The 24,628-nt window shown below is 55.9% G+C and carries 23 protein-coding genes, 2 tRNA genes and 1 riboswitch; of the genes, 9 read left to right on the forward strand and 16 right to left on the reverse strand.

Going from position 1 to position 24,628, the window contains the following annotated elements:
- Nucleotides 1-73 precede the first annotated feature (73 nt).
- Together rsfS and glmU are read right to left on the reverse strand one after the other, a co-directional pair.
- Nucleotides 74-481 carry a ribosome silencing factor gene (gene rsfS, locus WMO36_RS02610; protein WP_099572039.1) on the reverse strand — a complete coding sequence of 136 codons (408 nt, stop codon included), beginning with the start codon at nt 479-481 and terminating at the stop codon, nt 74-76.
- Nucleotides 482-483: 2 nt separating this feature from the next.
- Complete coding sequence (gene glmU, locus WMO36_RS02615; RefSeq protein WP_099572034.1) at nt 484-1,866, reverse strand: bifunctional UDP-N-acetylglucosamine diphosphorylase/glucosamine-1-phosphate N-acetyltransferase GlmU; 1,383 nt, start codon at nt 1,864-1,866, stop codon at nt 484-486.
- 310 nt (nt 1,867-2,176) lie between these two features.
- On the opposite strand from glmU, the gene WMO36_RS02620 reads away from it, so the two are divergent.
- Both WMO36_RS02620 and WMO36_RS02625 read left to right on the forward strand, forming a co-directional pair.
- Nucleotides 2,177-2,539: a hypothetical protein gene (locus tag WMO36_RS02620; RefSeq protein ID WP_271725084.1), complete on the forward strand. Its 363-nt coding sequence runs from the start codon at nt 2,177-2,179 to the stop codon at nt 2,537-2,539.
- On the forward strand, nt 2,532-2,966 hold the full coding sequence (locus WMO36_RS02625; RefSeq protein WP_349076661.1) for a hypothetical protein: 435 nt from the start codon (nt 2,532-2,534) through the stop codon (nt 2,964-2,966). The genes WMO36_RS02620 and WMO36_RS02625 overlap by 8 nt, the downstream gene beginning before the upstream one ends.
- 16 nt (nt 2,967-2,982) lie before the next feature.
- On the opposite strand, the gene WMO36_RS02630 is transcribed toward WMO36_RS02625, so the two are convergent.
- Both WMO36_RS02630 and WMO36_RS02635 read right to left on the reverse strand, forming a co-directional pair.
- Nucleotides 2,983-3,573 (reverse strand): 3'-5' exonuclease, encoded by a 591-nt coding sequence (locus WMO36_RS02630; RefSeq protein WP_349076663.1) that lies wholly within the window; start codon nt 3,571-3,573, stop codon nt 2,983-2,985.
- A 148-nt stretch (nt 3,574-3,721) separates the two neighbouring features.
- On the reverse strand, nt 3,722-4,840 hold the full coding sequence (locus WMO36_RS02635; RefSeq protein WP_349076665.1) for a GuaB3 family IMP dehydrogenase-related protein: 1,119 nt from the start codon (nt 4,838-4,840) through the stop codon (nt 3,722-3,724).
- A gap of 146 nt (nt 4,841-4,986) precedes the next feature.
- On the opposite strand from WMO36_RS02635, the gene WMO36_RS02640 reads away from it, so the two are divergent.
- Together WMO36_RS02640 and WMO36_RS02645 are read left to right on the forward strand one after the other, a co-directional pair.
- Nucleotides 4,987-6,207: an NADP-dependent isocitrate dehydrogenase gene (locus WMO36_RS02640; protein WP_099572030.1), complete on the forward strand. Its 1,221-nt coding sequence runs from the start codon at nt 4,987-4,989 to the stop codon at nt 6,205-6,207.
- 156 nt (nt 6,208-6,363) lie between these two features.
- Nucleotides 6,364-7,896, forward strand: a complete 1,533-nt coding sequence (locus WMO36_RS02645) for a substrate-binding domain-containing protein (protein WP_099572029.1) — start codon at nt 6,364-6,366, stop codon at nt 7,894-7,896.
- 140 nt (nt 7,897-8,036) lie between these two features.
- Here WMO36_RS02645 and WMO36_RS02650 read toward each other — a convergent pair whose 3' ends face one another.
- Together WMO36_RS02650 and WMO36_RS02655 are read right to left on the reverse strand one after the other, a co-directional pair.
- Nucleotides 8,037-9,851: an AMP-dependent synthetase/ligase gene (locus WMO36_RS02650; protein ID WP_099572028.1), complete on the reverse strand. Its 1,815-nt coding sequence runs from the start codon at nt 9,849-9,851 to the stop codon at nt 8,037-8,039.
- Nucleotides 9,852-9,965: 114 nt separating this feature from the next.
- On the reverse strand, nt 9,966-10,577 hold the full coding sequence (locus WMO36_RS02655) for a M23 family metallopeptidase (protein WP_099572027.1): 612 nt from the start codon (nt 10,575-10,577) through the stop codon (nt 9,966-9,968).
- Between the two features lie 176 nt (nt 10,578-10,753).
- On the opposite strand from WMO36_RS02655, the gene WMO36_RS02660 reads away from it, so the two are divergent.
- Entirely contained in the window at nt 10,754-11,131 is a 378-nt protein-coding gene (locus WMO36_RS02660; RefSeq protein WP_180753427.1) for a transcriptional regulator, read from the forward strand.
- A gap of 33 nt (nt 11,132-11,164) precedes the next feature.
- Here WMO36_RS02660 and WMO36_RS02665 read toward each other — a convergent pair.
- The 3 genes from WMO36_RS02665 to WMO36_RS02675 all read right to left on the reverse strand — a co-directional run bounded on the left by WMO36_RS02665 (nt 11,165) and on the right by WMO36_RS02675 (nt 12,172).
- Nucleotides 11,165-11,240: transfer RNA gene (locus tag WMO36_RS02665), tRNA-Asn, on the reverse strand.
- Nucleotides 11,241-11,299: 59 nt separating this feature from the next.
- A tRNA-Asn gene (locus WMO36_RS02670) sits at nt 11,300-11,372 on the reverse strand.
- A gap of 98 nt (nt 11,373-11,470) precedes the next feature.
- Complete coding sequence (locus tag WMO36_RS02675) at nt 11,471-12,172, reverse strand: ABC transporter ATP-binding protein (protein ID WP_099572025.1); 702 nt, start codon at nt 12,170-12,172, stop codon at nt 11,471-11,473.
- Between the two features lie 93 nt (nt 12,173-12,265).
- Here WMO36_RS02675 and WMO36_RS02680 point away from each other — a divergent pair, with 93 nt between their 5' ends.
- Complete coding sequence (locus WMO36_RS02680) at nt 12,266-14,047, forward strand: bifunctional ADP-dependent NAD(P)H-hydrate dehydratase/NAD(P)H-hydrate epimerase (RefSeq protein ID WP_099572024.1); 1,782 nt, start codon at nt 12,266-12,268, stop codon at nt 14,045-14,047.
- Nucleotides 14,048-14,140: 93 nt separating this feature from the next.
- On the forward strand, nt 14,141-14,776 hold the full coding sequence (locus WMO36_RS02685; RefSeq protein WP_099572023.1) for an HAD family hydrolase: 636 nt from the start codon (nt 14,141-14,143) through the stop codon (nt 14,774-14,776).
- Between the two features lie 254 nt (nt 14,777-15,030).
- Here the strand turns inward: WMO36_RS02685 and WMO36_RS02690 are convergent, their stop codons facing one another.
- The 4 genes from WMO36_RS02690 to WMO36_RS02705 form a co-directional block, all read right to left on the reverse strand.
- Nucleotides 15,031-15,807 (reverse strand): SdpI family protein, encoded by a 777-nt coding sequence (locus WMO36_RS02690; RefSeq protein ID WP_302146870.1) that lies wholly within the window; start codon nt 15,805-15,807, stop codon nt 15,031-15,033.
- 11 nt (nt 15,808-15,818) lie between these two features.
- The gene (locus WMO36_RS02695) at nt 15,819-16,109 is read right to left on the reverse strand and encodes an autorepressor SdpR family transcription factor (protein ID WP_099572021.1); all 291 of its coding nucleotides are present in this window, start codon (nt 16,107-16,109) and stop codon (nt 15,819-15,821) included.
- Nucleotides 16,110-16,252: 143 nt separating this feature from the next.
- Entirely contained in the window at nt 16,253-16,891 is a 639-nt protein-coding gene (locus WMO36_RS02700) for a sugar O-acetyltransferase (RefSeq protein WP_099572020.1), read from the reverse strand.
- 224 nt (nt 16,892-17,115) lie between these two features.
- Nucleotides 17,116-17,679, reverse strand: a complete 564-nt coding sequence (locus WMO36_RS02705) for a GNAT family N-acetyltransferase (RefSeq protein ID WP_302146871.1) — start codon at nt 17,677-17,679, stop codon at nt 17,116-17,118.
- Nucleotides 17,680-17,854: 175 nt separating this feature from the next.
- Nucleotides 17,855-17,956, forward strand: a riboswitch (TPP riboswitch).
- Between the two features lie 203 nt (nt 17,957-18,159).
- On the opposite strand from WMO36_RS02705, the gene thiC reads away from it, so the two are divergent.
- Together thiC and WMO36_RS02715 are read left to right on the forward strand one after the other, a co-directional pair.
- The gene (gene thiC, locus WMO36_RS02710; protein WP_302146908.1) at nt 18,160-20,802 is read left to right on the forward strand and encodes a phosphomethylpyrimidine synthase ThiC; all 2,643 of its coding nucleotides are present in this window, start codon (nt 18,160-18,162) and stop codon (nt 20,800-20,802) included.
- Between the two features lie 217 nt (nt 20,803-21,019).
- The gene (locus tag WMO36_RS02715) at nt 21,020-21,943 is read left to right on the forward strand and encodes a LysR family transcriptional regulator (RefSeq protein ID WP_099595562.1); all 924 of its coding nucleotides are present in this window, start codon (nt 21,020-21,022) and stop codon (nt 21,941-21,943) included.
- A gap of 131 nt (nt 21,944-22,074) precedes the next feature.
- On the opposite strand, the gene pyrE is transcribed toward WMO36_RS02715, so the two are convergent.
- The 3 genes from pyrE to WMO36_RS02730 are packed head-to-tail and all read right to left on the reverse strand — an operon-like array spanning nt 22,075 to nt 24,569.
- Entirely contained in the window at nt 22,075-22,770 is a 696-nt protein-coding gene (pyrE, locus tag WMO36_RS02720; protein WP_099572017.1) for an orotate phosphoribosyltransferase, read from the reverse strand.
- 28 nt (nt 22,771-22,798) lie between these two features.
- Entirely contained in the window at nt 22,799-23,749 is a 951-nt protein-coding gene (locus WMO36_RS02725; protein ID WP_099572016.1) for a dihydroorotate dehydrogenase, read from the reverse strand.
- Nucleotide 23,750: 1 nt separating this feature from the next.
- Entirely contained in the window at nt 23,751-24,569 is an 819-nt protein-coding gene (locus tag WMO36_RS02730; protein ID WP_099572015.1) for a dihydroorotate dehydrogenase electron transfer subunit, read from the reverse strand.
- Between the last annotated feature and the right edge of the window lie 59 nt (nt 24,570-24,628).

A 24,628-nucleotide genomic window follows, 5' to 3' on the forward strand; every position in this document is an offset into this window, starting at 1 on the left:
ATTTGCGAATACTATCTCGCCTGATACGAAAACATGCCTTCCGCATCCAAACGTGAAGGCATGTTCGTACGTGTTATTCCGCGGTTTCCGTGGTCTCTTCGTCGGAAGCCTCGGGATGTTCAAGCTGCAGGTCGATGCTCGGGCAATCCTTCCACAAGCGTTCGAGGCGGTAGAAGTCGCGGGATTCCTGATGCATGACGTGAATCACGAAATCACCGTAGTCGAGCAGCACCCACTGGCCTTCGGTCAAGCCTTCACGGGAACGCGGCTGACGCTTGCCGCTCTTGAGATACAGGTCCTTTTCGATTTCTTCGGCGACGGCCAGCACCTGGCGTTCGTTCGAAGCGGTGGCGACGAGCATCGCGTCGGTGATGGCCAATGGTTCGGTGACGTCGAAGGCTACGAGGTCAGTGGCCTTCATACGGTCGGCCGCGGCTGCGGCGATGCGGATGGCGTCGATGGAATCTTGTACTGCCGGCATATTCAGCGCTCCCATTCGGGCTTCCAGCCCTCTACTACATGTTGTGTGTTTTCGGAATAGACCATGGAATCGTCCGGAACGTCGTGGCGAACCACGGAACCGGCACCGGTGGTGACGCCGCTGCCGACTTCGACAGGAGCCACGAACAGGTTGCCGGCACCGACATGCACGTTCGATCCGATGGTGGTGTGGTGCTTGTGCACGCCATCATAGTTGGCAGTGATGGTACCGCCGCCGATGTTGGTATGCTCGCCCAAGTCGGCGTCGCCCACATAGCTCAGATGCGGCACTTTAGTGCCGTTGCCGATGTGTGCCTTCTTCATTTCCACGAAGGCGCCGGCCTTGGATTCTTCACCAAGATCGTTGCCCGGGCGCAGGTACGTCCATGGGCCGATGTTGGCCGCGCGGCCAATGTGGCTCTCCTGCACGCGGGAACGCTCCACATGGGCATCGGCATCGATGACCGCACTGATAAGCGTCGTGTATGGGCCGACCTGCGCGCCCTCTCCGATTACCGTGCTGCCTTCGAGGAAGCAGCCGGGAAGGATCACGGCGTCACGTTCGATACGCACGTCATCTTCGATCCATGTGGTTTCGGGGTCGAGAATGGTCACGCCTTCACGCATCCAATGCTCGCAGACGCGCTTGTTGTGGGCTTTGGCGAGCGCCGCAAGCTGCACGCGGTCGTTGACGCCTTCGACGCTCAACGGGTCGGGGGCTGCGAATGCGCCGACGGCACCGTTGGATTTGGCGGTTTCGAGAGCATCGGTCAGGTAGAACTCGCCTTGAGCATTGTTGGATTTGAGGTTGGCAATCGCTTCAGCCAGCAGTTTGGCGTCGAACACGTAGACGGACGTGTTCACTTCGTGCACAGCCAGTTCGCTGCTGTTAGCGTCCTTCTGTTCCACAATGCGCAGCACGTTGCCTTCGCTGTCGCGGATGATGCGGCCATAGCCGGTAGGATCGTCAAGAATGGTGGTGAGCACGGTGGCACCATTGCCGCTTTGCTCATGGAAGGCAAGCAGCTGGTTCAACGTGTCGGCATCGAGCAGCGGCATATCTGAAGCTGCGATCAGCACCGAGCCGTCAAGCCCGCCTTGCTCCTTCAACTGCGTCATGGCGCACTGCACGGCTCGTCCGGTGCCAGGAATGTCATCCTGGTTGACGATGGTGACACGCTCATTGTAGGAGCGGGCCGCTTCGGCGACTCGTTCCGCCTGGTAGTGCACAACCACGGCCAACGTTTCAGGGTCGAGCGCCGCCACGGAATCCATCACACGGTTCAAAAACGTCTTTCCGGCCAAAGTGTGCAGCACTTTCGGCTTGTTGGAACGCATGCGGGTACCCTCACCCGCTGCAAGAATAATCGCGGCGCTTAATGCCATGTCTAATCTCCAATTCCTCCGGCCCTAACAAATCCAGACAAATTCAGATACGAAGCCAGTTATCCGACGTCCCATATTAAAACGAGCCCTCCCTAAACGCAAAACAACCACGTCTTGGAGCGACTTGCGGAACACTGGAACGTCAGCCTGTATGCCTCGGAATGACTGCCGTCTGATAGACGACTATAGAAAACGGCAATAACCACAAGGCGTTGCGCCGAAGAACGAGCGGATAGATTGATGTCCGACATGAACGTGGGGGTATCTCACGTAACGCATCATCGTTTTTCGAGAAGGGAATAACGACAAAATGTCAAACATCGCATACGATTGGATCGCACTCGTCGTGGCCGCGATCCTGTTCGCCGTCCTATCGTTCCTCAAACATAAGAAAAATGCAGGGTTCACTACACGCGTGCTGCTTGCAACGGCATTCGGCATCATTCTGGGAATCGCTTTCAAAGGCCATACCGATTATGTCGGCGCGGCAGGTTCCATCTGGTCCAACGCAATTACCGCACTGGTGGTTCTGCTGGCCTTGGGGCTTTTTCACCGTGCGGTATGCGACTCCGTTCATACCTTTCTTGTACGCGTCGCTCGCGTTGATTTGCGTGAGGATAGCCACCGCCCAACATCCGTCCGAAAATGGTTCGATACAGCATGCCTTGCGTAAATGGCTGTCGTGGATACTGTGCCTCGCATTGCTTATCGGCGGATCCGTCAGCTTCCTTTTCCGTGGAAACTACATCTATGAACGTGCTTTGACGCCGCATGCCGCTCAGGCCAGCGAATTCACACAATGCGACAGTTCGTCCGCTGTTGTTGCCGATGGTGAATTCACTTACATTGATTCGTATTACTACTATCACGATTGCGACAATTATCATTTCCTGAAGCAGGATGACGCGTCAAGCAGAGGTGGTTATGCTCCCCTCCATGGCAACATGACACAGGTTCGCGACTTGGATGACCTGTCAAGCAAGACCATCTACTATCTCACACGATCAAGCAACGATAAAAAGCAGAAGACGACGGAGTATCGCAACACCGACCATTATTCCGCAGGCGAATACCGGGTCGAAGTATTCGAACGACGTTAGGTCGGACGTCGGACTGTCAGAGCATGCCGAGCAGTTCAGCCTCGTCACGCATGGCACGGTACAGCATCCATTCCTGCTTGGCGTCAGACAATGCGCGGTGTTCCTCCATGTCGGCAATATGGTAGTCGACGATAAGGGTGGAAACCTTGTGGCTTCGTTTTTCCGGATGCAGCCGGCGGCTGAGATCCAACGTGTCGACGAAATGGTGCGAGAAACGCGCGTCCTGCTGAGCATAGGCGAGCTGCACCGCATTGTCGAGGAATGACATGTCGAAGGAAGCATTGTGTGCCATGACCACGGCCGTGTCCGAACACCAACGCGCGAACCCATCCATGACTTCGCGTACGTCCGGTTTGCCGAGCAGCATGCCATCGTTGATGCCAGTCAAACCCGTGATTCTTGAAGGAACATGTTCGAACGGGTTGATGAGCTGGTCGAACTCGTCAACCAGCTCATCATTATGAATTTTGACCGCACCGATTTCGATGAGTTTGGCACCTTTGCGCACACTCAATCCGGTCGTTTCCGTATCGATCACGATGTAGTCCGTGAATCGTCCGGACAACGGGTCCAAACGTCGGGGATCGCCGCTTCTACGCACTGCCATTCATCTCACCTCTGCCGCTTCATCTGCGATGTATAACTTAATCATTCCAACCTGACTTTCTCAGCCGAGAAAGCATAACAAAAAAGATCCTGCAGCATGACACTGCAGGATCAGCAAACCGTTATTCAGGCTTTACCGAAAAGCTTGTTCAGCAGGTCGGAGCGACCGTGACCGGGCAACGCTGGAAGCTCTTGAGATCGACATAGCCGGTGGTTGCCATGGCACGACGGAGCGCACCAATGTAATTGGTAGTGCCGTCCGCATTGTGGCTGGGTCCGAACATGATGTCTTCCAGAGTGCCGACGGTGCCGACGTTCGTACGGAAGCCTCGCGGAAGTGTCTGATGTCGGGCTTCGGTACCCCAATGCATGCCCTTGCCCGGAGCTTCCTTGGCACGAGCCAGCGGGGACCCAAGCATCACAGCATCGGCGCCAAGCGCGAACGCCTTGATGAAGCTGCCGGAGTCACCCATGCCGCCGTCGGCGATCACTTGGACGTAACGGCCGCCGGACTCATCCATATAGTCGCGACGTGCCTCGGCCACATCTGCAATGGCGGTGGCCATTGGAGCATGGACACCAATGGTGTTGCGGTTCGCGGACACCGCGCCGCCGCCGAAGCCGACAAGCACGCCGGCCGCGCCGGTACGCATCAGATGCAGGGCCGCGGTGTAATTGGCGGCGCCGCCGACGATGACGGGCACATCCAAATCGTAGATAAACTTCTTCAGGTTCAACGGCTCGTGATCCTGGGAGACATGCTCGGCGGAGACGACCGTGCCACGGATGACGAACAGGTCGACGCCCGCTTCGAGAACGGTCGAGTAATAGTCCTGCGTGCGCTGCGGAGACAGTGCGCCCGCAACGGTGACGCCGGCGTCACGAATCTCATGCAGACGCTCGACAATGAGCTCCGGCTTGATCGGCTCGGCGTAGATCTGCTGAATACGTTCGGTCGCGCTTTCAGCCGGCAGCTCGGCGATTTCGTCAAGCAACGGCTGCGGATCGTCGTAGCGGGTCCACAGACCTTCGAGGTCGAGCACGCCAAGAGCGCCCATCTTGCCCATGGCGATGGCGGTGGCCGGGCTGGTCACCGAATCCATCGGCGCGCCGATGACCGGCACATCGAATTCATAGGCGTCAACCTGCCAAGAAGTGGACACATCCTGCGGATCGCGAGTACGACGGGAGGGAACGATGGAAACGTCGTCCAGAGAGTACGCCAGACGACCCTTCTTGCCCAAACCGATTTCAATTTCCTGAGACATGCTTTCAAGGCTAATGCTCAGCAATGACAGTATGCAAGAGCGTGTCACCCGCCGCCACCCCGTTTTTTGGACATTAACAGGTATCGTTAACACGTTCGTTATAAGACAGGAACTTATCACCTTCAATCCCGACAGGAGAACAACACATGGCCAAAATCAAGGTCGAAGGCAAGGTCGTCGAACTCGACGGCGACGAAATGACCCGCGTCATCTGGAAAGACATCAAGGATCGCCTGATTCTTCCGTACCTCGACGTGGATCTCGAATATTACGATCTCGGCATCGAAAACCGCGATGCTACCGACGATCAGGTGACCGTCGACGCGGCGAAGGCCATCCAGCGTGAGCATGTCGGCGTGAAGTGCGCCACCATCACGCCGGACGAGGCGCGTGTCAAGGAATTCGGCCTGAAGAAGATGTGGAAGTCCCCCAATGGCACCATTCGCAATATTCTCGGCGGAACCATTTTCCGCGAGCCGATCGTGATGAGCAACGTTCCGCGTCTGGTTCCCGGCTGGACCAAACCGATCGTGGTAGCCCGACATGCGTTCGGCGACCAGTATAAGGCCACTGATTTCAAGGTTCCGGGGGCAGGCACGCTCACCGTCACCTTCACTCCGGAAGATGGTTCCGAGCCGATCGAGCATGTCGTGTACAACTATGGCGCCGACGGCGGCGTGGCCCAGGTGCAGTACAATGTGAACGATTCCATCCGTGGTTTCGCCCGCGCGTGCTTCAACTATGGTCTGATGCGCGGCTATCCGGTGTATCTTTCCACCAAGAACACGATTCTCAAGGCCTACGACGGCCAGTTCAAAGATACGTTCGCCGAAGTGTTCGAAAACGAATACAAAGACAAGTACGCCGCAGCGGGCCTGACCTATGAGCATCGTCTGATCGATGATATGGTGGCCAGTTCCCTCAAGTGGCATGGCGGCTACATTTGGGCCTGCAAGAACTATGATGGCGACGTGCAGTCCGATTCCGTGGCGCAAGGCTTCGGATCTCTCGGCCTCATGACCTCCGTGCTCATGACCCCTGACGGACAGACCGTCGAGGCCGAGGCCGCGCATGGCACCGTGACCCGCCACTACCGCCGTTGGCAGAAGGGCGAGAAGACCTCCACCAATCCGATCGCATCGATTTTCGCTTGGACCGGCGGCCTCAAGCACCGCGCCGACTTGGATAACACTCCGGAAGTCAAGCATTTCGCCGAAACATTGGAGAAAGTCATCGTGTCCACCGTTGAAGGCGGCCAGATGACCAAAGATCTCGCCATGCTCGTTGGTCCGGATCAGGCCTGGCTTGACACCGAAGGCTTCATGAACGCTTTGGACGAAAATCTCGCCAAGGCTCTGGCTGAATGATTCTTAGCCGAATAACCTTTGGCTGAACGTCCAACAGCAGACTCAAAGGGCTGGATACGTATGGTTCACACGCATATCCAGCCCTTTTTGACGTCCAGATATTACAATCGGAGCTCAGCATAGGAATCATCATTCGATTTTCATGAAGGAAACGGCATGACACTGCACCGCACGACCGTGACGAAACATCTGTTCGCACTGTTGGCATCGATCTCGCTCATCACGGCCATGGGCGCCTGCGCGTCCGACAATGAAACGCAATCGCATGAAGCGGACTCCGCCGGCACCGCCACTACCGTCGATGCCGGCAACGTGGTGATCTTCACCCCTTCTGATGGCATCACCATCTCCCAGCAGACGCCTTTGAGCAAATGGGAAAAACTAGTGCCGGAAATAGTCTCATCTTTGAAAGACAACAACGTCAAAGGTTCCAACATCACCGTCAAAACGGCGTCGAGCCTCGACAAACAAAGCCAAAGCGTGCAGGATTATGTGGTGGACCACGTCAACAGTACCGGCGACGATGCGGATTCCTCCGACAAAACCACGCTGGTGGTAGCGCCGGTGGCCGACACCACCGAATCCGACCGCCAGTATGGAGACTACGCGTCGCACGCCATCACATGGAATGGGAACTCCTCCGACGAAGACGCCCAGGATTACGCCCAATCCGCGGAACGCTTGGTTTCCGCATTGCAGCTCGCTAAAAACGAGGGTATGAAGGTCGTGTTAGTGTCGAACACGCTGCAGGGTTTCATTCCGGATGTGTACGCACCGATGACTACGGCCGAACAAGTCGGACAGCTGCAGGCCAAGCAGCTGGTCAGCAAACTTGAACTCGACAAAACCAGCTCCGACAATCCGAAGCATATCGAAGTGCTGCTCCCCTACGATGCCGCCGATGAAAGCGGCAGCACAGCGGACGCGACTTTCGCGCAAGACGTGTTCAAAGGCATTTGGTCAGTGCTCGGACCGTATTTCAAAGAAGGGAAAGCCGTTTCCCCATCCGGCACGCTGACCTCGTCGAGTACGGAATCCGATTGGGCGTCCGTGGCGTTCGACGCGGCAAAAAGCGAACGGATCAAATCCACACTCGCCGAACGTCTCGGCATGGACAAGGACACATCGCGTCATACCCGTATCGACGGCATCATCTCCTGCAATGATTATGTGGCCGGCTATGTTTCCGAAGAGCTCAACGATCTTGGCTATACCGGTTCGGCGGCCGACATCAACCCATCCATCACCATTTCCGGCATCGTGGACAATATCACCGGCAAGAAAGACCTGAAAAAACAATCCGTTCCCGATCCTGCGCAGGCGCCTAAATCCGATGACGGCGATTCCGATACGGAAGATACCAGCGATTCCCTTGACGAGCAGAACTCGCAATGGCCGATCATCACCGGCTACGGCGCCTACGTCAGCTCCATGCCGAATATCGTGAACGGCAAACAGTGGATGACCGCTTTGGAAAATCGCAAGACCTTGGCATCCGACATTGCACGGACCTGCGTGCAGCTTAACACGTCGGGCAAGCTTGCGAAGCTGACATTCATCTCATCCGTAGCCATGAAAGACAAGAAAGTGCCGACCATCCAAGAAGAGGCGCTTGCGGTCAGCGCCAACAATCTGAAGAAAACGCTGATCGAACCGGGATATATCTCGCTTGCCGACGCAGGACTGTAATCCGGCTGATACGAGATAATCCGGATCATCAAACATACGAAATCCGAACAAGAAATATAAAAAGCTGGTTTCCGTCGTAACAATTCGACGGAAACCAGCTTTTTATATTGCAGTCAACGCTTTTTTGCGATAATTGGCGCTTACTTGTTCTTTGGAACGTAGATGACTGTGTCGATCAGCGTGCGGTAATGGTCGACCACCGCCTGACGGCGTGCCTTCATGCTCGGCGTGACCAAGCCGTTTTCTTCGGTGAATTCGTCCGGCACGATTTCGAACTTACGGATCGATTCGGCGCGGGATGCGAGCTCGTTGGCTTTGTTGACGGCACGTTCCACTTCGGCGTGCACGATCGGATTGCGGGAGGCCTCCTCGAGGGATACTACGCATTCCGCGCCCTTCGACGCAAGCCATGCGTTCGTTTCGCCAAGATCCAACGAAATGATGGCCGCGATGAACGGCTTGCGGTCGCCGATCATCACGCATTGGCTCACCACGGGCGACGTCATGATCGACGCTTCCATCTCGCATGGGGAGACGTTCTTGCCGCCGGCGGTGATGATGAGGTCCTTCTTACGTCCGACGATGGAGACGAAGCCTTCATCGTCGATGGAACCAAGATCACCGGTATGTAGCCAGCCGTCGACGATTTGCTGCTTGGTGACGTCGGGATTGTTATGGTAGCCAGCGCATACGGCCGGACTCTTGATGCACAATTCGCCTTCATCGTCGACACCCATGGTCACGCCCTGCAGCGGCAGTCCGATGGTGCCAATCTTGTATCCGGAAGTCGGATTGACGCTTGACGGAGCGCAGGTTTCGGTCATGCCGTAGCCTTCCAGCAGCGGCAATCCGACGCCATTGAAGAAATGAGCGATGGATGAATCAAGCGGAGCGCCTCCAGAAACCGCATATTCCACATGACCGCCGAACACGTCCATGATCGAGGCGTACACCAGCTTGTTGTACAACGCATGCTTGAGATTCAAGACGACCGGAATGCCTTCGCCTGACTGCTGCGCATGCGACCAGTCGCGCGCCGCCTGCGTGGCACCTGCGAAAATACGTCCTTTGAGGCCGGCTCCGGCCTTCTGCGACGCCGCATTGTAGATCTTTTCGAAGATTCGCGGCACGGCAAGGATGAACGTCGGCTTGAACGCCTTGAAATCAGCCAGGATCGTCTTCAGGTTGCCTGACAGGCCAAGCGAAACATTGCCGGCGAAGCAGAAGAACTGCATGTAGCGGGCGAACACATGTGCCAGCGGAAGGAACAGCAGCAGACGACGGTTCGACTTCATCGCGATGTCGGGCATGGAGTTGATGCCCGAATAGGTAATGAACACGAAATTGGAATGGGTGAGCTCAATGCCTTTTGGCGTTCCTGTGGAGCCGGAAGTGTACACGATGGTGGCGAGGTCCGAGCCTTTGACTGCATGTTCGCGCTCTTGGAATTCGGCGTCGGACACGGCATGGCCGTATTCGATCATCGTGTCGATCGCACCAAGTCCGATGACATAGACGTCACCAAGATCGGAACATTCGCTCCTGACGGATTCGATCTTGTCGCGCTGCGCGTCATCTTCCGCGAACGCCATTTTGACGTTGGCGTCGTTGAAGATCATTTTGACTTGCGCGGGCGAATTCGTCTCGTACACGGGAACGGTGAGAGCGCCGATCGACATGATCGCCACGTCGAGCGCAGTCCACTGCCAGCAAGTGTGGGCGATGATGGACACCGAGTCGCCGGGCATGATGCCCTGGGCGATCAGGCCTTTGGCGATGGCGATGACCTTGTCTCGGAACTCGGTGGCGCTGAACGACGCCCACTTGCCATGCTCATTCTTGTATTCGACCAAGGAATCGTTCGGAGTACGGTTCGCTCGTTCCTCAAGCACCGAAAAAATATTTTTGTCTGTGTCAATCTGCTGTTCCAAAGGCCGCGTGTATTCCTTGTACATGGCATTTCTCCCCTGCGTAATCATCGTACATGCAGCATCATAGCCTGAGAGCTTCACTTTTTTCGGCGAGGCCACGACGTATGGACAAAACCGATGGTTCTGTCGACTCCTGTTTCATAGGACTTTCAATCCGATTCGCACCGTCCGGGTTTTGCTTTCCGGATCGGTGTATTGCCGTCCTTCCGATTTGATTCCCCAATGCAGGCAATGATCGTTACAATGGTCAGATTCGCCCTCCACATGCGCGAAACGCTCCCCTTTCGCAACATGTGCGCCGACATCGCGTTCCGCCTTGGCTGGTTCGAACGTCGAGGTCAGTCCGGAAAGGCTGCCTCCATGCCGTATGGTGACCACGGCTTTGCCTCCCACGCTGCCACTGAAGGCGATCACGCCGTCCGCTGGCGCGATAATGGCTTCCTGAGGGTCTGCGCGCAGGTCAAGGCCCCGATGTCCTGGAAGCCACTGTTGTTTCGGCGCGTCATACTTGCCAACTATCTGCGCGCCGTTCAACGGCCATCGCATCAGGGCTACGCAGGATCCGGACGCGCTACCAGAATTCGTCTTCGCATATGTCGGTTCAGCCGACCATAGGCAGCACAAGAGCAGCATGACGCACGCCAGCGCGCATACAACCATGATTTGGCGCAACTGCTGGCGAATGCGTTTCTTTTCCTCTTGGACGATTCTGTTCCGTTGAATTCGTCGACGATATTCATGTTCGTTCATGATGGCTCCTTCGCGTTGCTACGTTGCTGTGCCGCTTTATTGCTTTGTTGCGCTGTGCTGCGGTGAATTGCCAGCATGACAGTATGGTGATTGGATTGTCCAGCTGAAACGGCCCTGTGGTCGGAGGATGGGTTATCCACAGGCTTCGGGGCGTGTCGCGGCATACGATGGAACGCATGAGCGATAACACGTCACAGCGCAAAGCGTTGCAGCAGCTGGAAAGCGAGTCCGACTACGATCGGATCACCTACTATCAGAAGCCTTTTATGGTGCTGTGGGCGGCCGTGCAGGAGGCATCAAGCGAATTGCAGGACGATTACGCGCTCTCCCCCGAACTGGCGCAGTTGTGGGTTGCCGAGCAGATTCGCAAGGTGTCGGACTCGCTGGTGGATCGTCTTGCGGAAACGGCTTTGGCCCATGGCGAATCGAAATCGAATGTGGCGCGTGCGGCCGGCGCGAGTCCCGCCAATGCCTTGCGACGCTTCCCTCGACTCAAAGCCGATGGATCGCACGAGCGCACGCTGATTGACGACGTGCTTGATTCGTTGGAGTAACAAAAAAGCCCTTGATTTCCAAGGGCTTTCATGTGGCTCCTGCGACTGGGCTTGAACCAGTGACCGTCCGATTAACAGTCGGATGCTCTGCCAACTGAGCTACGCAGGAATATTTTTCCCGTTTTAAGTCTTCTCCTGAAAAAAATCAGGAAAACTCCTAAAACTGCGCTCCTGCGACTGGGCTTGAACCAGTGACCGTCCGATTAACAGTCGGATGCTCTGCCAACTGAGCTACGCAGGAATGTGCTTCCCGTACGGAATTGCTTCCGTGCACAAGTCACATATATTACACGCTTCGCACGTCTTCGCAAATCGAGTGTCGCACCGCGTGTCGCGACATCACCACTCGAGTTCCGCTATGTCCATCGGATGCTCGTTGACGTCGACGGCGGTGACCTTGCCATCATGCATGTGGATCACACGATCCGCGATTGGCGCGATTGCTGAATTATGGGTCACGATCACCACGGTTGCGCCTTTCTTACGGCTCATATCCTGCAGGATCTGCAGCACCTGCTTGCCGGTGTTGTAATCCAACGCGCCAGTCGGCTCGTCGCACAGCAGAATCTTCGGATTCTTCGCAACGGCACGGGCGATGGCCACGCGCTGCTGTTCGCCGCCGGAAAGCTGCGCGGGAAAATTGTCGACACGATCGCCAAGACCAACATCTTCCAACACTTTGACGGCATCCTGCGCGTCGGAAACAATCTGCGAAGCAAGTTCGACGTTTTCCTTCGCGGTCAAATTCGCCACGAGATTGTAGAACTGGAACACGAAGCCGATGTCCGTTCTGCGGTAAGCCGTCAACTGTTTCGGAGAGTAGTTGGAAATGTCACGCCCGTCGATGACCACTCTGCCCTCGGAATTTGTGTCCATGCCGCCTAGAATGTTCAGCACCGTCGACTTGCCTGCGCCCGAAGCGCCCAGAATAATGGCCAATTCGCCTTTCTCAATGCCGAAGTTCACATCGTCATTCGCGGTAATGGTGGTGGAACCCATTTGGTAACGCTTGTAACTGTGCTGCATTTCGATATATGCCATATCAGCCTCCATTCCACGCCGAAAAACCCTTGACTCCCAATATTACGACTACAGTAGGGATTGTTGCTCATAAACGACGAGGAAGGGAACGTTATGGACATCGCCGATGACGCCGACCGTTTGCAGACACTACTGTACAGCGCTTACGACTCCGATACCGTGCGCGAGCTGGAACGTCCGCTGCTTGACGACGGCGTGCCTCTGATGCGCATGGCCGCTTCGGCGGCGGCCCACGTGACCATGACACTGCTCGACGACGAGGATCTCGCCGTCGAGGATGCTCGCGTGACCCTGCTGGTAGGCGCGGGAGACAATGGCGGAGACGGCCTGTATGCCGGCGCGGAATTGGCAAACGAAGGCGCGCACGTCACTGCGATCGCCGTGGGTCGCTCCCTGCACGAGGAGGCTTTCAGCGCGTTTGTGCACGCCGGAGGCCGCGTTCTCGCACTCGACCCAGCCGCGGAAATACCCGGATGCGCCACGGGTTTTTCCGCGGGCGAAGCCGGAGAACGACTGCAGGCCGCCGTCGAATACGCCCAAGGATCCCATGTAATCATCGACGCGATGGCCGGCATCGGCGTAAGCGGCGCATTGCGTGGCATCGCAGGCACCATCGCATCCTCCTTGGGATTCGACGGCGAACTTCCCGACAAGCCCGCCCTGCCGAACAATGAACCCTCCTCCGACCTACCGCTTGTTGTGGCGATCGACACGCCGTCCGGCGTTGGTGTGAATGACGGTTCGCTGCCGGGACCATATATCCCAGCCGATGCGACAGTAACGTTCGGTGCGATGAAGCCGTGCGCGATGGTGCCGCCCGCCTCATACGCATGCGGACGGCTCACCTTGGTCGATTTCGGTTTCGATATTGATGATTGCGTTCCCGCAACCGAAATGACGGACGGTGATTTCGTAACGGATTCAATCCGTCTGCCGCAGCTTTCGGACGGCAAATATTCACGTGGAGTAGTCGGATTGGTGACAGGTTCCGCACGTTACCCAGGTGCGGCCGTGTTGTCTTCCACTGCCGCGGCGCGCACCAATACGGGCATGGTACGTTATCTTGGCCCACAGCGCACGCAAGATATGGTTCTTTCCTCGTTGCCTGAAGCTGTGATCGGCAAGGGACGCGTACAATCATGGGTGGTTGGCTCCGGCGTTCCCACAGGTGATGACGAAGCCGCCGATGCCGACATCCAGCGCGAAACCATAGCCGCGCTGCTGAAGCACTATGCGTTGCCTCAAGAGGTCGACTCCGAAGACGGTGACGACGCCAAGCATGCAAACGCATTGGATATGCCGCCAATCGTGGTGGATGCCGGAGCATTGGACCTGCTACCGAACAAGGTGCCGGCTCAGGTGGTCGTCACCCCGCACGTCGGAGAGCTGGCCCGCATGCTGACCCGGCTGGACGAAAACGAAGTCGGTGTCGACAAGGTACGGGCACAGCCGCTTGCCTGCGCCCGTAAACTCCATGAGCTGACCGGCGCGACCGTATTGCTGAAGGGCGCGGTGACCATGGTGGTAGGCACGGATGGCAAAAGCAATGAGCGTGTGATTCTTTCCGGTCGTGCACCGGCATGGATGTCTACCGCAGGATCGGGTGACGTGCTCGCCGGCATGTTGGGAGCCCTGCTCGCACAGCAGGACGACATGCTTGCCGAGGATCCGGCATTGGTTCCCGAAGTCGTGGCTGCCGGTGCCTACGTGCATGGTCTTGCGGGAGCGATCGCATCGCAATCCGAACAGCGTGGATGGCATCGTCCGCAAATCTATGGTCATTCCAAAAAACAGCATTTCGGAGAAATCGGCCATCCGATCATCGCCAGCGATATTATCTGTGGTATTCAGCCTGCATTTTTACAATTACTTTAATTGTGTAACAAATTTACTGAACACCAGCCCCAACGTCGGTGACTTTGCGCTACACTGACGTTGCCGATCCATATTTTTGCAGGAAGGATTTTCATGACCTCCCCCAGTGCCAACGTCACCGATGTGGTCTTTGATTTTTGCGGCGTGCTCATTGACTGGCAGACGCGCGCATGCCTTGAAGGCAGGTACCCTCAGGTAGTTGTGGACCGTATTTGCGCGGATAATGATCCGTGCGGTTTTTACGATTATGAGGATCGCATGGACCATGGCGAAGATTTCGAAGACATTTATCCCGACGTGGTACGCGAGCAGGGTGAGGAGATCGCCGAGATCTTCCGCGATTACATCGAACGCTACGACGATGCGCTCCCCCGCATGATTCCGAATATGGAACAGCTGCTGCGTGATTTAAAGGCTGCAGGCTACGGAGTGTGGGGGTTGACGAATTGGTCGCATGAGACGTTCCATTTCGCCTTCGAGCGTTTCCCCCAGCTGGGCGAGCTGCTGCAGGGCACGATCGTGTCTGGCGCGGAAAAGATGCACAAGCCGAATGCCGACATCTACGAACTGGCGCTGAACCGTTTCAATCTTAAGCCGGAATCCAGCGTGTTCTTCGACGACACCGCGAAGAATGTCACTGGAGCGCAGGCTGTGGGCATGCATGCATTCCAGTTCGTCGATGCCGATCAGGCGCGTCGTGATCTGAAATCCTTGGGCATGAATTTCTGACTGTTTCAAAACGAACATCTGAATTAGCAAAAAGGCCGGGCCGCACACATGTGAACCGCACCCCGATTGTTGGACTGAAGAAATTCAGATTCGATGACCGAAGGTGCGGTTTCATTATGTGTGACGGTTGCAGGAAGCATTACGGCGGCGAGTCCGACGCGTACATCGCGCACTGGAACATCAGACGGCGTCGGGAAAAGCTCGGGGACGCACCCCGGAGGAGTTCCGAAGAGCGTCTCAGTATTGCTTTGGCGTTACTGCGAATTCCGGCTACGGCGGAACAGCAGATAGCTGTACGCAGAAGGAACGAGCGCTGCGCCAACCGCTATCGTCGCAATAATTGCGGCCATGAGCACGTCGCTCACAGGCACGACAGAGCTGACGACGCCCGCTACGACCAATAACACTCCCAACACCATGAAAGAGATGCCACCTACACGCTGCGTGCGTTTCCAATTGGTTTCATCAGCCAAAGCCCAAGGCGTTCTGACGCCGAAGGTGTAATTCTGGCGCATGCGCGGAAGGTAATTTCCCACGCCGACGAACAACGCTCCCAGCACCACGCAAACGATAAGCCCAACAGGACCACTGGTAGCTGGGATCACGCCGAATGCGGTGGCTTCGGTGAACCATGTGATGCCGCACATGATGAGCGTGAACGCGATGACGAATCCACGATACAGTCCGCTGGCCTTCATGTAGCTTTCTCCCTTGGGATCCATCTTCGGGATGATGAGGAAAAGTCCCAAGCACAGTAACGGCAATATATCAAGAATCAACGTTATGGCTCTCGGACCGTAGCCATTGACCGAACCGTCGGCACCCCAATGAATCGGCACGTTTTCGGGAAGTCGACTGCAGCAAGCAAGATGTGCGGCAACATTGACCAAGCACAGCACAACAAGTGCAATGCACACGTTGCGGCTGATTGGAGCGACCTTCTCCCTCGAATCATTCTTATTCACGCTTTCAGCATTGTTGATGTTGTTATCGAAAGCTTTTTTGGAATCATCCAGATTGTTCCCGCACATAAGATTCTCCTTTATTGACCGTCCGTTTGCTTATTGTTTTCATTGCCGTCCATGAACCCCATGAACCATCCGATCAGATCCTGCATCACCGTGGTGTTGAGACTGTAGATGATGTTTTGCCCGTGCCGTTCGTCGGTTACCAGTTCCGCGGTTTTCAGCGTGGTCAGATGGTGGCTGATCGATGGTTTGCTCATGTTGAATTGTTCCGCGAGCTCACCGGCCGTCATGTCACGTTCGCGCAGCAATTCCAAAATGCGCCGTCGCGTGGGATCGGAGAGCGCTTTGAACCCCTCTCCTGCCATGCATTCCTCCTTTACGATACTGAATATTTAGATATTTTCTTATTTAGACAATTATCTAAATATATGCTCCGGACATACATATTCACGCCCGCGCGTTTACCACGGTTGACGAATCATAAGTTCATGAAGGAGGACGATGATGTCTATGCAACCGAGTGCCGCTGATCGTAGGGCGGGTTAATCATGCGGTCACGCCAATAGTAGACGTCATCATGTTCGCCGATTTCGCGATACACCTTGCATGGCTGGCCGAATGCGACTACGTTGGCGGGAATGTCTTTGGTAACCAGCGAGCATGCACCAATCACCGAATTATCGCCAATAGTGACGCCAGGAAGTACGGTAACGTTGGCGCCCAACCACACATTGCGGCCGATGGTGACCGGCAGAGAATACTGTGTGATCTTCTCGCGCAGGTCAGGACGAATCGGATGGCCGGTGGTAACGATAGTGCAGTTCGGGCCGATCATGGTATGTTCGCCGATATGCACTTCACCATCATCAACCAACGTGAGGTTGAAATTGGCGTAAGCATATGCACCAAAATACGTGTTGCATCCCCAATTGGCATGCAACGGCGGTTCGATATAGGCGTCCTCGCCGAATTCGCCAAGCAGTTGGCGTGCAATTTCGATACGTTGCGTCATTTGACTGGGGCGGGTCGCGTTAAAGTCGTACAGTAGTTCCATCTGTTCCTGCTGCGCTTTGATCATCTCTTCGTCATCGCAGGCATAGATCAATCCGGAATTCATAGTGTCAAGCACTCGTTGCGGCACAGTCATGGCAGCCTCCTTGCAGTCATTCACACTCGTTGCGATTATATACGAACTCAACGCAACTCATGCCGTGATTCCGCATGCCTTTCGCAATCCTCTGCACAATCATCGTCTGCGGCTAGCGAAATATTTCGCATGTTCGGCGGTGTGACCGTAAGTGCCATTGAACTCCCAATCACCACATCAAAACATCGCCAGTTAACCTGTTGCAGCCTTGGCTTCCGACACGATCAGCGGGCAGCCAAAATTTGCCAACGTGATTTGGTAAGGATATTCACATGCTCGACGCGCACCTCATGCATAAGAGGCACCGGCACCTCATCGCACGTGTGATGATAGACAAAACCAACCTTTTCCTGCACCCGCTTCGACTTCAGATTGCCATCATAATAACCGCACCAAATCGCACTCATACCAAGATCAACAAAACCATGACGGATAATCTCCCTAGCTGCCTCCGGCATATAACCCCTCCCCCAGAAAGGCTTGCCCAACCAGTAACCCAACTCACACTCATCATCACGATCCGTCATACCCGTATGACCATTAAGCTTTAACTCAATCGAGCCAATGGGGTTATTGCTGCCGCGCTCGCAAATCGCGCAGCATTCCTTGCCATTGAGCACATGACGAATCGTATTGAGACTTTCTTCTTTCGATCGGTGTGCGGGCCAGCCCGCGATAGGTCCGATATCCGGATCTTTCGCATAGACGTACAAGCTTTCCGCATCTGTTTCAGTCCAAGCCCTCAATGTCAGCCGTTCCGTCTCCAACATGTAGTCAACCTCTTTCATACGCAATGCATTGAACTGAGGTATAGCTTAGCCTGCAAGGAGAGTTTTGCCGTGAGATGCGCGGTGGGGCGTGATACGGATGAAGACGATGCATGCGAAAGTGACGACGGGTCTGACTCACCTATGGGCTTCGGCGAAAGGCTACGTCCAGTGCAGGGCGTAGGTTCGTAGCCAACACCTAAAGCAGGGGGCTCCTCAACGGGGCTGAGATAGGCGAATGCCTGACCCTTTGAACCTGTTGGTTAACACCATCGTAGGGAGCGAAGAATGAGCGTCATCGTGCACACGCATTTCCAGCGTCAATCGGCATCCGTAAAAGTCAACGCAACAGACGCGTCGGCAAAACAACCTGCATCGCGAAATCATCAAGCGTAATTTCGCTTTCTATCCCGTGTATCCAAGAATACGAGGCATGTCAGCGTATCCATTTACTGACGGAATCAAATTTTCCCCAACCCAAAACAGCATAATCAAGGGGGAATCATGAACAATTATCCGTATGCGTCGATGCGAGACAGCTTCGACCTGAGCGCCTATTTTGTGGTAGGCCCACAGGATTGCAAAGGTCGACCGATCACCGACGTCATCGATGACGCATTGCGCGGGGGCGCAAGCTTTATCCAACTGCGCGCCAAAGACGCCGACGCGAAGGACCTTACCGACATGGCGCGTGATATCGCGCAAATCATCGAAGACAACAACAAGTCAGATTCCGTGGCATTCGTGATCGACGACCGCGTGGATGTGGTCTGGCAGGCCCGCAGCAAAGGCATCAAGGTTGACGGCGTGCACATCGGACAGACCGATATGGAACCGCGTGAAGCCCGCACGCTGCTCGGCGAAGACGCCATCGTGGGATTGTCGGCGGAGACAGAAAGCCTGGTCAGACTCATCAACGAATTGCCCAATGGCTGCATCGACTATATCGGTGCGGCGCCGCTGCATGTTTCCGTCACCAAGCCGGAAGCGTCCGTAGGTGGCAATGACGGTTCCGGTCGCACGCTTGACAAAGAGCAGATCAACACCATTTGTTCAGCCAGTGGTTTTCCGGTAGTGGTAGGCGGTGGCGTGACCGCAGATGATATGGAAATGCTGGCGCGTTCAAAGGCGGCAGGCTGGTTCGTGGTGTCCGCGATTGCAGGAGCCGATGATCCGGAAGCCACAACCCGCGATATGGTAACGCGTTGGAAAGCCGTACGTGGCGACACGAAGCACGGATACGCACCGCGCATGAAAGCCCAGAACACAGCGGAAATCAGCCCTAGCAACGCAGCCGACGGCGCATCCGGTGAAAAGAAGTTCACCAATGCGAAGGAAGCCAAGGCCGCATCCAAGCTCGCCAAGCAGCAGCGCGTCGACATTGCCGCACGCGAGTCCAAACAGCGCGACAAAGCGCATATCCGCAAAACCACGCCGGTACATTTCGAAAACGAATTCGGCTCCTACGATCTGGAAGTGCCATACACCGAAATCAAACTGTCTGACACTCCTGGCGTCGGACCGAACGCGCCATTCAAGGACTACAACACCGAAGGACCGAAATGCGATCCGAAAGAGGGACTCGCTCCCCTGCGTTTGGATTGGATTCTTGACCGCGGTGACGTCGAAGAATACGAGGGACGTCGACGCAATCTGGAAGATGACGGCAAACGCGCCATCAAGCGTGGCAAGGCTTCCAAGGAATGGCGCGGCCGCCAGCATAAGCCGATGAAGGCCAAGGATCATCCGGTGACGCAAATGTGGTACGCGCGCCACAACATCATCACGCCGGAAATGCGCTATGTAGCGGAACGCGAGCATTGCAGCGTGGAACTGGTGCGCAGCGAACTGGCCGCAGGACGTGCCGTCATGCCTTGCAATATCAACCATCCTGAGGCTGAGCCCATGATCATCGGCTCGAAGTTCCTTACCAAGCTCAACGCCAATATGGGCAATTCGGCGGTCACTTCGTCTATTGACGAGGAGGTGGAGAAGCTCACGTGGGCCACCAAGTGGGGTGCTGACACCGTAATGGATCTGTCTACCGGCAACGACATTCACACTACGCGTGAATGGATTCTACGCAACTCCCCCGTGCCGATCGGCACCGTGCCAATGTATCAGGCACTCGAAAAGGTGGAGGATGACGCTTCCAAGCTCAGCTGGGAACTGTTCCGCGACACGGTGATCGAGCAGTGCGAGCAGGGTGTGGACTATATGACGATTCATGCCGGTGTGCTGCTGCGTTTCGTGCCATTGACGGCGAACCGCATGACGGGCATCGTTTCGCGTGGCGGTTCGATTATGGCTGAATGGTGTTTGCAGCATCATCAGGAAAGCTTCCTGTATACGCATTTCGACGAATTGTGTGAAATCTTCGCCAAATACGATGTGGCGTTCTCACTGGGTGATGGACTTCGTCCGGGATCGCTTGCCGATGCGAACGATGCGGCACAGTTCGCCGAACTGATGACTTTGGGCGAGCTTACCCAGCGCGCATGGGAACACGACGTGCAGGTGATGATCGAAGGACCTGGCCATATTCCGTTCGACACCGTGCGCATGAACATCGAAATGGAGAAGGCGATCTGCAAGGATGCGCCGTTCTATACGCTTGGACCGCTCACCACTGACACCGCTCCCGGCTACGACCACATCACGTCGGCGATCGGCGGTGTGGAAATCGCCCGCTATGGCACTGCAATGCTGTGTTATGTGACGCCGAAGGAACATCTTGGATTGCCGAACAAGGACGATGTGAAGCAAGGTGTGATCGCATACAAGATCGCCTGCCATGCGGCTGATATCGCCAAGCATCATCCGCATGCCATCGACCGTGACAATGCCATAAGCAAGGCACGCTTCGAATTCCGTTGGCTTGACCAGTTCAACCTGAGCTACGATCCGGACACCGCCATCGCGTTCCATGATGATACTTTGCCGGCCGAGCCTGCGAAAATGGCGCATTTCTGTTCGATGTGCGGTCCGAAGTTCTGCTCCATGGCCATCAGTCAGAATATTCGCAAAAAGTTCGGCAATGCCGAATCACAAGAGAAGCTTGTGGCCGACGCACAAACCATTGCCGCCGGCATGCAGGAAATGAGCGAGCGTTTCCGCGAACAGGGAGGCCATCTGTATCAGTAGGCTGATCAGCAAGCCGAATCGGTAAGGCTGAACGGTAATCGGTTGCAATAAGCGGGATTGTCAGCTTTTTAAGAAGGCCGGCAATCCCGCTTATTCGATTATTGACATTGACATGCTGCCGGCACTGTTGTTGATTCGCTGCGGTCGGCAGTCCACTATCCAGACAAGAGGGTATAAGCACTCCCCCACGGTCAGCACATGGCTCTAACCTGAGTTTATGACTCTTCTTCAGCTGAAATATATTGTGAAAATCGTGGAATGCGGTTCCATGAACGAAGCCTCGCACGAATTATACGTGTCACAGCCCGCGTTGAGCTCGTCTGTGAAGGAACTCGAAAACGAGCTTGGCATCGAAATCTTCACCCGCTCGTCGCAAGGCATCGCCTTGACCGTGGACGGAGCGGAATTCCTCACCTACGCGCGCCAGGTGCTCGATCAGGCGTCACTGCTCGAAGAACGTTACAAGAACGCGAAGCCACGCAAGCAGCTGTGCTCCGTGTCCACACAGCATTACATGTTCGCCGTCGAAGCGTTCGTGGAAATGATCAACTCCATCAAATCCGACGAATACGAGTTCACCATTCGTGAGACGCGCACCAAAGACATCATCAACCAAGTGGCGAACATGCTTTCCGAAATCGGCATCATCTACCTGTCCGATTTCAATAAAGACGTGATCGGCAAGATGTTGCGCGAAAAGCATTTGGAATTCCATCCACTGTTCCGTGCTCCATTGCATGTGTTCATTTCGCGCAACAATCCGCTGGCTGGCAAGAAAAAAGTCACGATGGACGACTTGAAGCCGTTCCCGTTCATCCAGTACGAGCAGGGCGAGGAAGGCAGCTTCTTCTTCGCCGAAGAGGCGGTCTGGCCGGAATACTCCCCCAAGCAGATCAACGTGACCGACCGTGCGACGATTCTGAACTTCATCATCGGTCTGAACGGCTACACCGTGTGCACCGGCATTGACAACGGCGATCTCAACAATGAGAAAATCGTGACCGTGCCGCTTGACACCGATGAGACCATGTTGGTCGGCTGGATCACGAACGAGCGCGCGAAGCTGTCGAAGGCCGCGGAAAACTATTTGGAGAAGCTCAAGTCGGTGGTGACCGACCATGGATACAATCTTATCGACTGAATGCACTGATCGACCGGATGCACTCTGATATGAGATATGAAAAGTGCCTCACACCGATGCTTTCGATTGGTGCGAGGCACTTTTTTATGTGCTCGACTATAGGATTCGCCTATACGATTCACCTATAGAATTCAGGCGCCATACTGCTCCAGATAGGCGTCGGCAGCAGCCTTGATCTCGTCGGTCACGTACGCGGTACCGTCAGCGGTTTCGATATGCTGTCCGGCCTCGAAGATCTCACGCACGTTGGCGATGGCGAACACCGGGAAGCCGAACTCTGCTTCGACGGCCTTCACCGCGGACGTGTCGGAATTCTTGGTCTTTTCCATACGATCCACGGAAAGCACCAAGCCGACAACCTCAACATTCGCTTCGGCCTTGAGCTTGGGAATGACCTCGCGTACTGCGGTGCCTGCGGTCATCACATCGTCGACGAGCAGCACCTTCATGCCGTCGGTCAGCTGGGTGCCGACCATCATGCCGCCGTCGCCATGATCCTTCTTCTCCTTGCGGTCGAAGGTGTAGCCGACTTCCATACCGTGGTCGGAAGTCAGAGCGATCGCGGTGGAGACGCCCAGCGGAATGCCCTTGTAGGCAGGACCGAAAATGGTGTCGATGTCGTTCGGCAGATTGCCTGCTTCGATTTCCGCAGCGATCTTCTCCGCGTAGAAGGCGCCGAGCGTGGCGATCTTACGTCCGTCGTTGAATGCGCCGGCATTGATGAAATACGGTGACTTGCGGCCGGACTTAAGCGTGAACTCGCCGAATTTCAGCGCCTGTGCGTCCAGCAGGAACTTGGTAAAACGGTGGTCGAGGGATTCAGTCATGTCATGCTCCTTTGATGAATGATCGAGGTCAGCGCCAAGTTTCGCCCTTGGCAAGCTTGTCTGCGAGTTCGGGACGTGCGTCGAGCAGATCGTCAAGTTCACGGGCCACACGCAATGGTGCGGTCGGTTCGAACAGCGCGGCCGCGCCGACTTCCACGGCGTTCGCTCCGGCATACAGGTATTCGAGCGCCTTCTCGCCGGAATCGACGCCGCCGATGCCGATGATCGGAATGTCTGGCAATGCGGAACGGGTCTTCCACACGGCCACGAGACCCATCGGCAGCACGGCCGGTCCGGAAACACCGCCGGTCACATGGTCGATGATCGGCTCGCCGGTACGAATGTTGATGCGCATGCCGAGCAGCGTGTTGATCATGCTCAGCGCGTCGGCGCCGCTTTCCACGGCCGCGCGGGCAGGCACGGTGATGTCGGTGACGTTCGGCGTAAGCTTGACGATCATCTTCTTATCGGTGAGCTTGCGCAGTCGGGTGATCAGACGGCTCAATGCCACCGGATCTGTGCCGACGCTCATGCCTCCGGCTGACACATTCGGGCAGCTCACGTTGATTTCCAGCATATCTGCAGGAGAATCGTTCAGCTTGGATACGACTTCGATATAGTCGTCATCGCAGTGGCCGGCCACATTGGCGATGACCGTGGCATTGATGGCTTTGAGCTTGGGCAGGTCGTCTTCCAGATAATGATCCACGCCCGGGTTCTGCAGTCCGACCGCGTTGATGTTGCTGGATGGGCCTTCGGCGGTACGAACGCCGGGATTGCCCTCCCACGGCACCGGAGAGACGCCCTTGGTGGTGACCGCGCCCAGTTGGCTCACATCGTAGAACCAGCGAACCGCCGCATACTGGAAGGTGCCGGAAGCCGTGGCGACCGGATTCTTCCACGGCACGCCCGCCACCTGCGTGGGATGCTTCCATTCGTACGGGCCGTACAGGTTCTCATGCTGGGTATTGTCGCTCATCTCATTCACCCCATCCCAAACGTTCGCGAGTAAAGACCGGACCGTCGGAGCAGACCTTCAAACGTCCATCCAATGTGTCGACCGTGCACAGCACGCATGTGCCATAGCCGCAACCCATGCGCTGTTCCAAGCTCAGCTGGCATGCCATGTCACGCTTTGCAGCCCATGCGGCCACGGCCTTCATCATCGGTAGAGGACCGCAGGTCAGGATCACCGGCTTGAGCTCGCCACCAAGCAGTTCGCCTTCGATGCGATCAAGCAGGGTGATCACATTGCCTTCGCTCTCATCGATGCTGTACACCTTGTCGGCATACTTGCCCACGTATTCGTCACCGAAATGCACGTTACGGTAGCCGAACACCGCAGTGCTGGCCGCGCCTTCGACACCGGCGATATGCTGCGCCGCGCATACGAGCGGAGGCACACCCAAGCCGCCGGCAACCAGCACATAATTGGCGGGCTCCTTGGTTTTGAACGAATTGCCGAGCGGACCCATCACACGAATGGTGTCCCCCGGCTTCAGCTGTGCGAATTCGGCGGTACCTTTGCCCACCACGGCGAACATGAGGCTGACTTCATCGCCGTTGGTTTCGCACACGCCGAACGGACGCGGCATCAGCTTGCTTGGATCATTGGAATATACGTCGACGAACTGCGCCGGTCTGGCATGGCTGGCGATGTATTCGTCACGGAACGTCAAACGGTACACGCCGTCGGTCAGTTCCTGATTGTCAACGACCTCGACTTCATGCCGGCTTGGGAAAAAGCCTGCCGAAGTCGCCTCGGCAACGGTCGGAACGAACGTTGTTGCGGTGGTCATGAACTCCCTCTCTATTACGTTCGATGGTTGATGGTTGTTTTTTTGAGATTAAACAGTTG

This window comes from Bifidobacterium hominis, from assembly GCF_040095915.1.
Classification (GTDB): domain Bacteria; phylum Actinomycetota; class Actinomycetes; order Actinomycetales; family Bifidobacteriaceae; genus Bifidobacterium; species Bifidobacterium hominis.

Coding starts and splice junctions, on each gene's coding strand:
- rsfS (WP_099572039.1), bottom strand. CDS start 481: ATGCCGGCAGTACAAGATTCCATCGACGCCATCCGCATCGCCGCAGCC.
- glmU (WP_099572034.1), bottom strand. CDS start 1,866: ATGGCATTAAGCGCCGCGATTATTCTTGCAGCGGGTGAGGGTACCCGC.
- WMO36_RS02620 (WP_271725084.1), top strand. CDS start 2,177: ATGTCAAACATCGCATACGATTGGATCGCACTCGTCGTGGCCGCGATC.
- WMO36_RS02630 (WP_349076663.1), bottom strand. CDS start 3,573: ATGGCAGTGCGTAGAAGCGGCGATCCCCGACGTTTGGACCCGTTGTCC.
- WMO36_RS02635 (WP_349076665.1), bottom strand. CDS start 4,840: ATGTCTCAGGAAATTGAAATCGGTTTGGGCAAGAAGGGTCGTCTGGCG.
- WMO36_RS02640 (WP_099572030.1), top strand. CDS start 4,987: ATGGCCAAAATCAAGGTCGAAGGCAAGGTCGTCGAACTCGACGGCGAC.
- WMO36_RS02645 (WP_099572029.1), top strand. CDS start 6,364: ATGACACTGCACCGCACGACCGTGACGAAACATCTGTTCGCACTGTTG.
- WMO36_RS02650 (WP_099572028.1), bottom strand. CDS start 9,851: ATGTACAAGGAATACACGCGGCCTTTGGAACAGCAGATTGACACAGAC.
- WMO36_RS02655 (WP_099572027.1), bottom strand. CDS start 10,577: ATGAACGAACATGAATATCGTCGACGAATTCAACGGAACAGAATCGTC.
- WMO36_RS02660 (WP_180753427.1), top strand. CDS start 10,754: ATGAGCGATAACACGTCACAGCGCAAAGCGTTGCAGCAGCTGGAAAGC.
- WMO36_RS02675 (WP_099572025.1), bottom strand. CDS start 12,172: ATGGCATATATCGAAATGCAGCACAGTTACAAGCGTTACCAAATGGGT.
- WMO36_RS02680 (WP_099572024.1), top strand. CDS start 12,266: ATGGACATCGCCGATGACGCCGACCGTTTGCAGACACTACTGTACAGC.
- WMO36_RS02685 (WP_099572023.1), top strand. CDS start 14,141: ATGACCTCCCCCAGTGCCAACGTCACCGATGTGGTCTTTGATTTTTGC.
- WMO36_RS02690 (WP_302146870.1), bottom strand. CDS start 15,807: ATGTGCGGGAACAATCTGGATGATTCCAAAAAAGCTTTCGATAACAAC.
- WMO36_RS02695 (WP_099572021.1), bottom strand. CDS start 16,109: ATGGCAGGAGAGGGGTTCAAAGCGCTCTCCGATCCCACGCGACGGCGC.
- WMO36_RS02700 (WP_099572020.1), bottom strand. CDS start 16,891: ATGACTGTGCCGCAACGAGTGCTTGACACTATGAATTCCGGATTGATC.
- WMO36_RS02705 (WP_302146871.1), bottom strand. CDS start 17,679: ATGAAAGAGGTTGACTACATGTTGGAGACGGAACGGCTGACATTGAGG.
- WMO36_RS02715 (WP_099595562.1), top strand. CDS start 21,020: ATGACTCTTCTTCAGCTGAAATATATTGTGAAAATCGTGGAATGCGGT.
- pyrE (WP_099572017.1), bottom strand. CDS start 22,770: ATGACTGAATCCCTCGACCACCGTTTTACCAAGTTCCTGCTGGACGCA.
- WMO36_RS02725 (WP_099572016.1), bottom strand. CDS start 23,749: ATGAGCGACAATACCCAGCATGAGAACCTGTACGGCCCGTACGAATGG.
- WMO36_RS02730 (WP_099572015.1), bottom strand. CDS start 24,569: ATGACCACCGCAACAACGTTCGTTCCGACCGTTGCCGAGGCGACTTCG.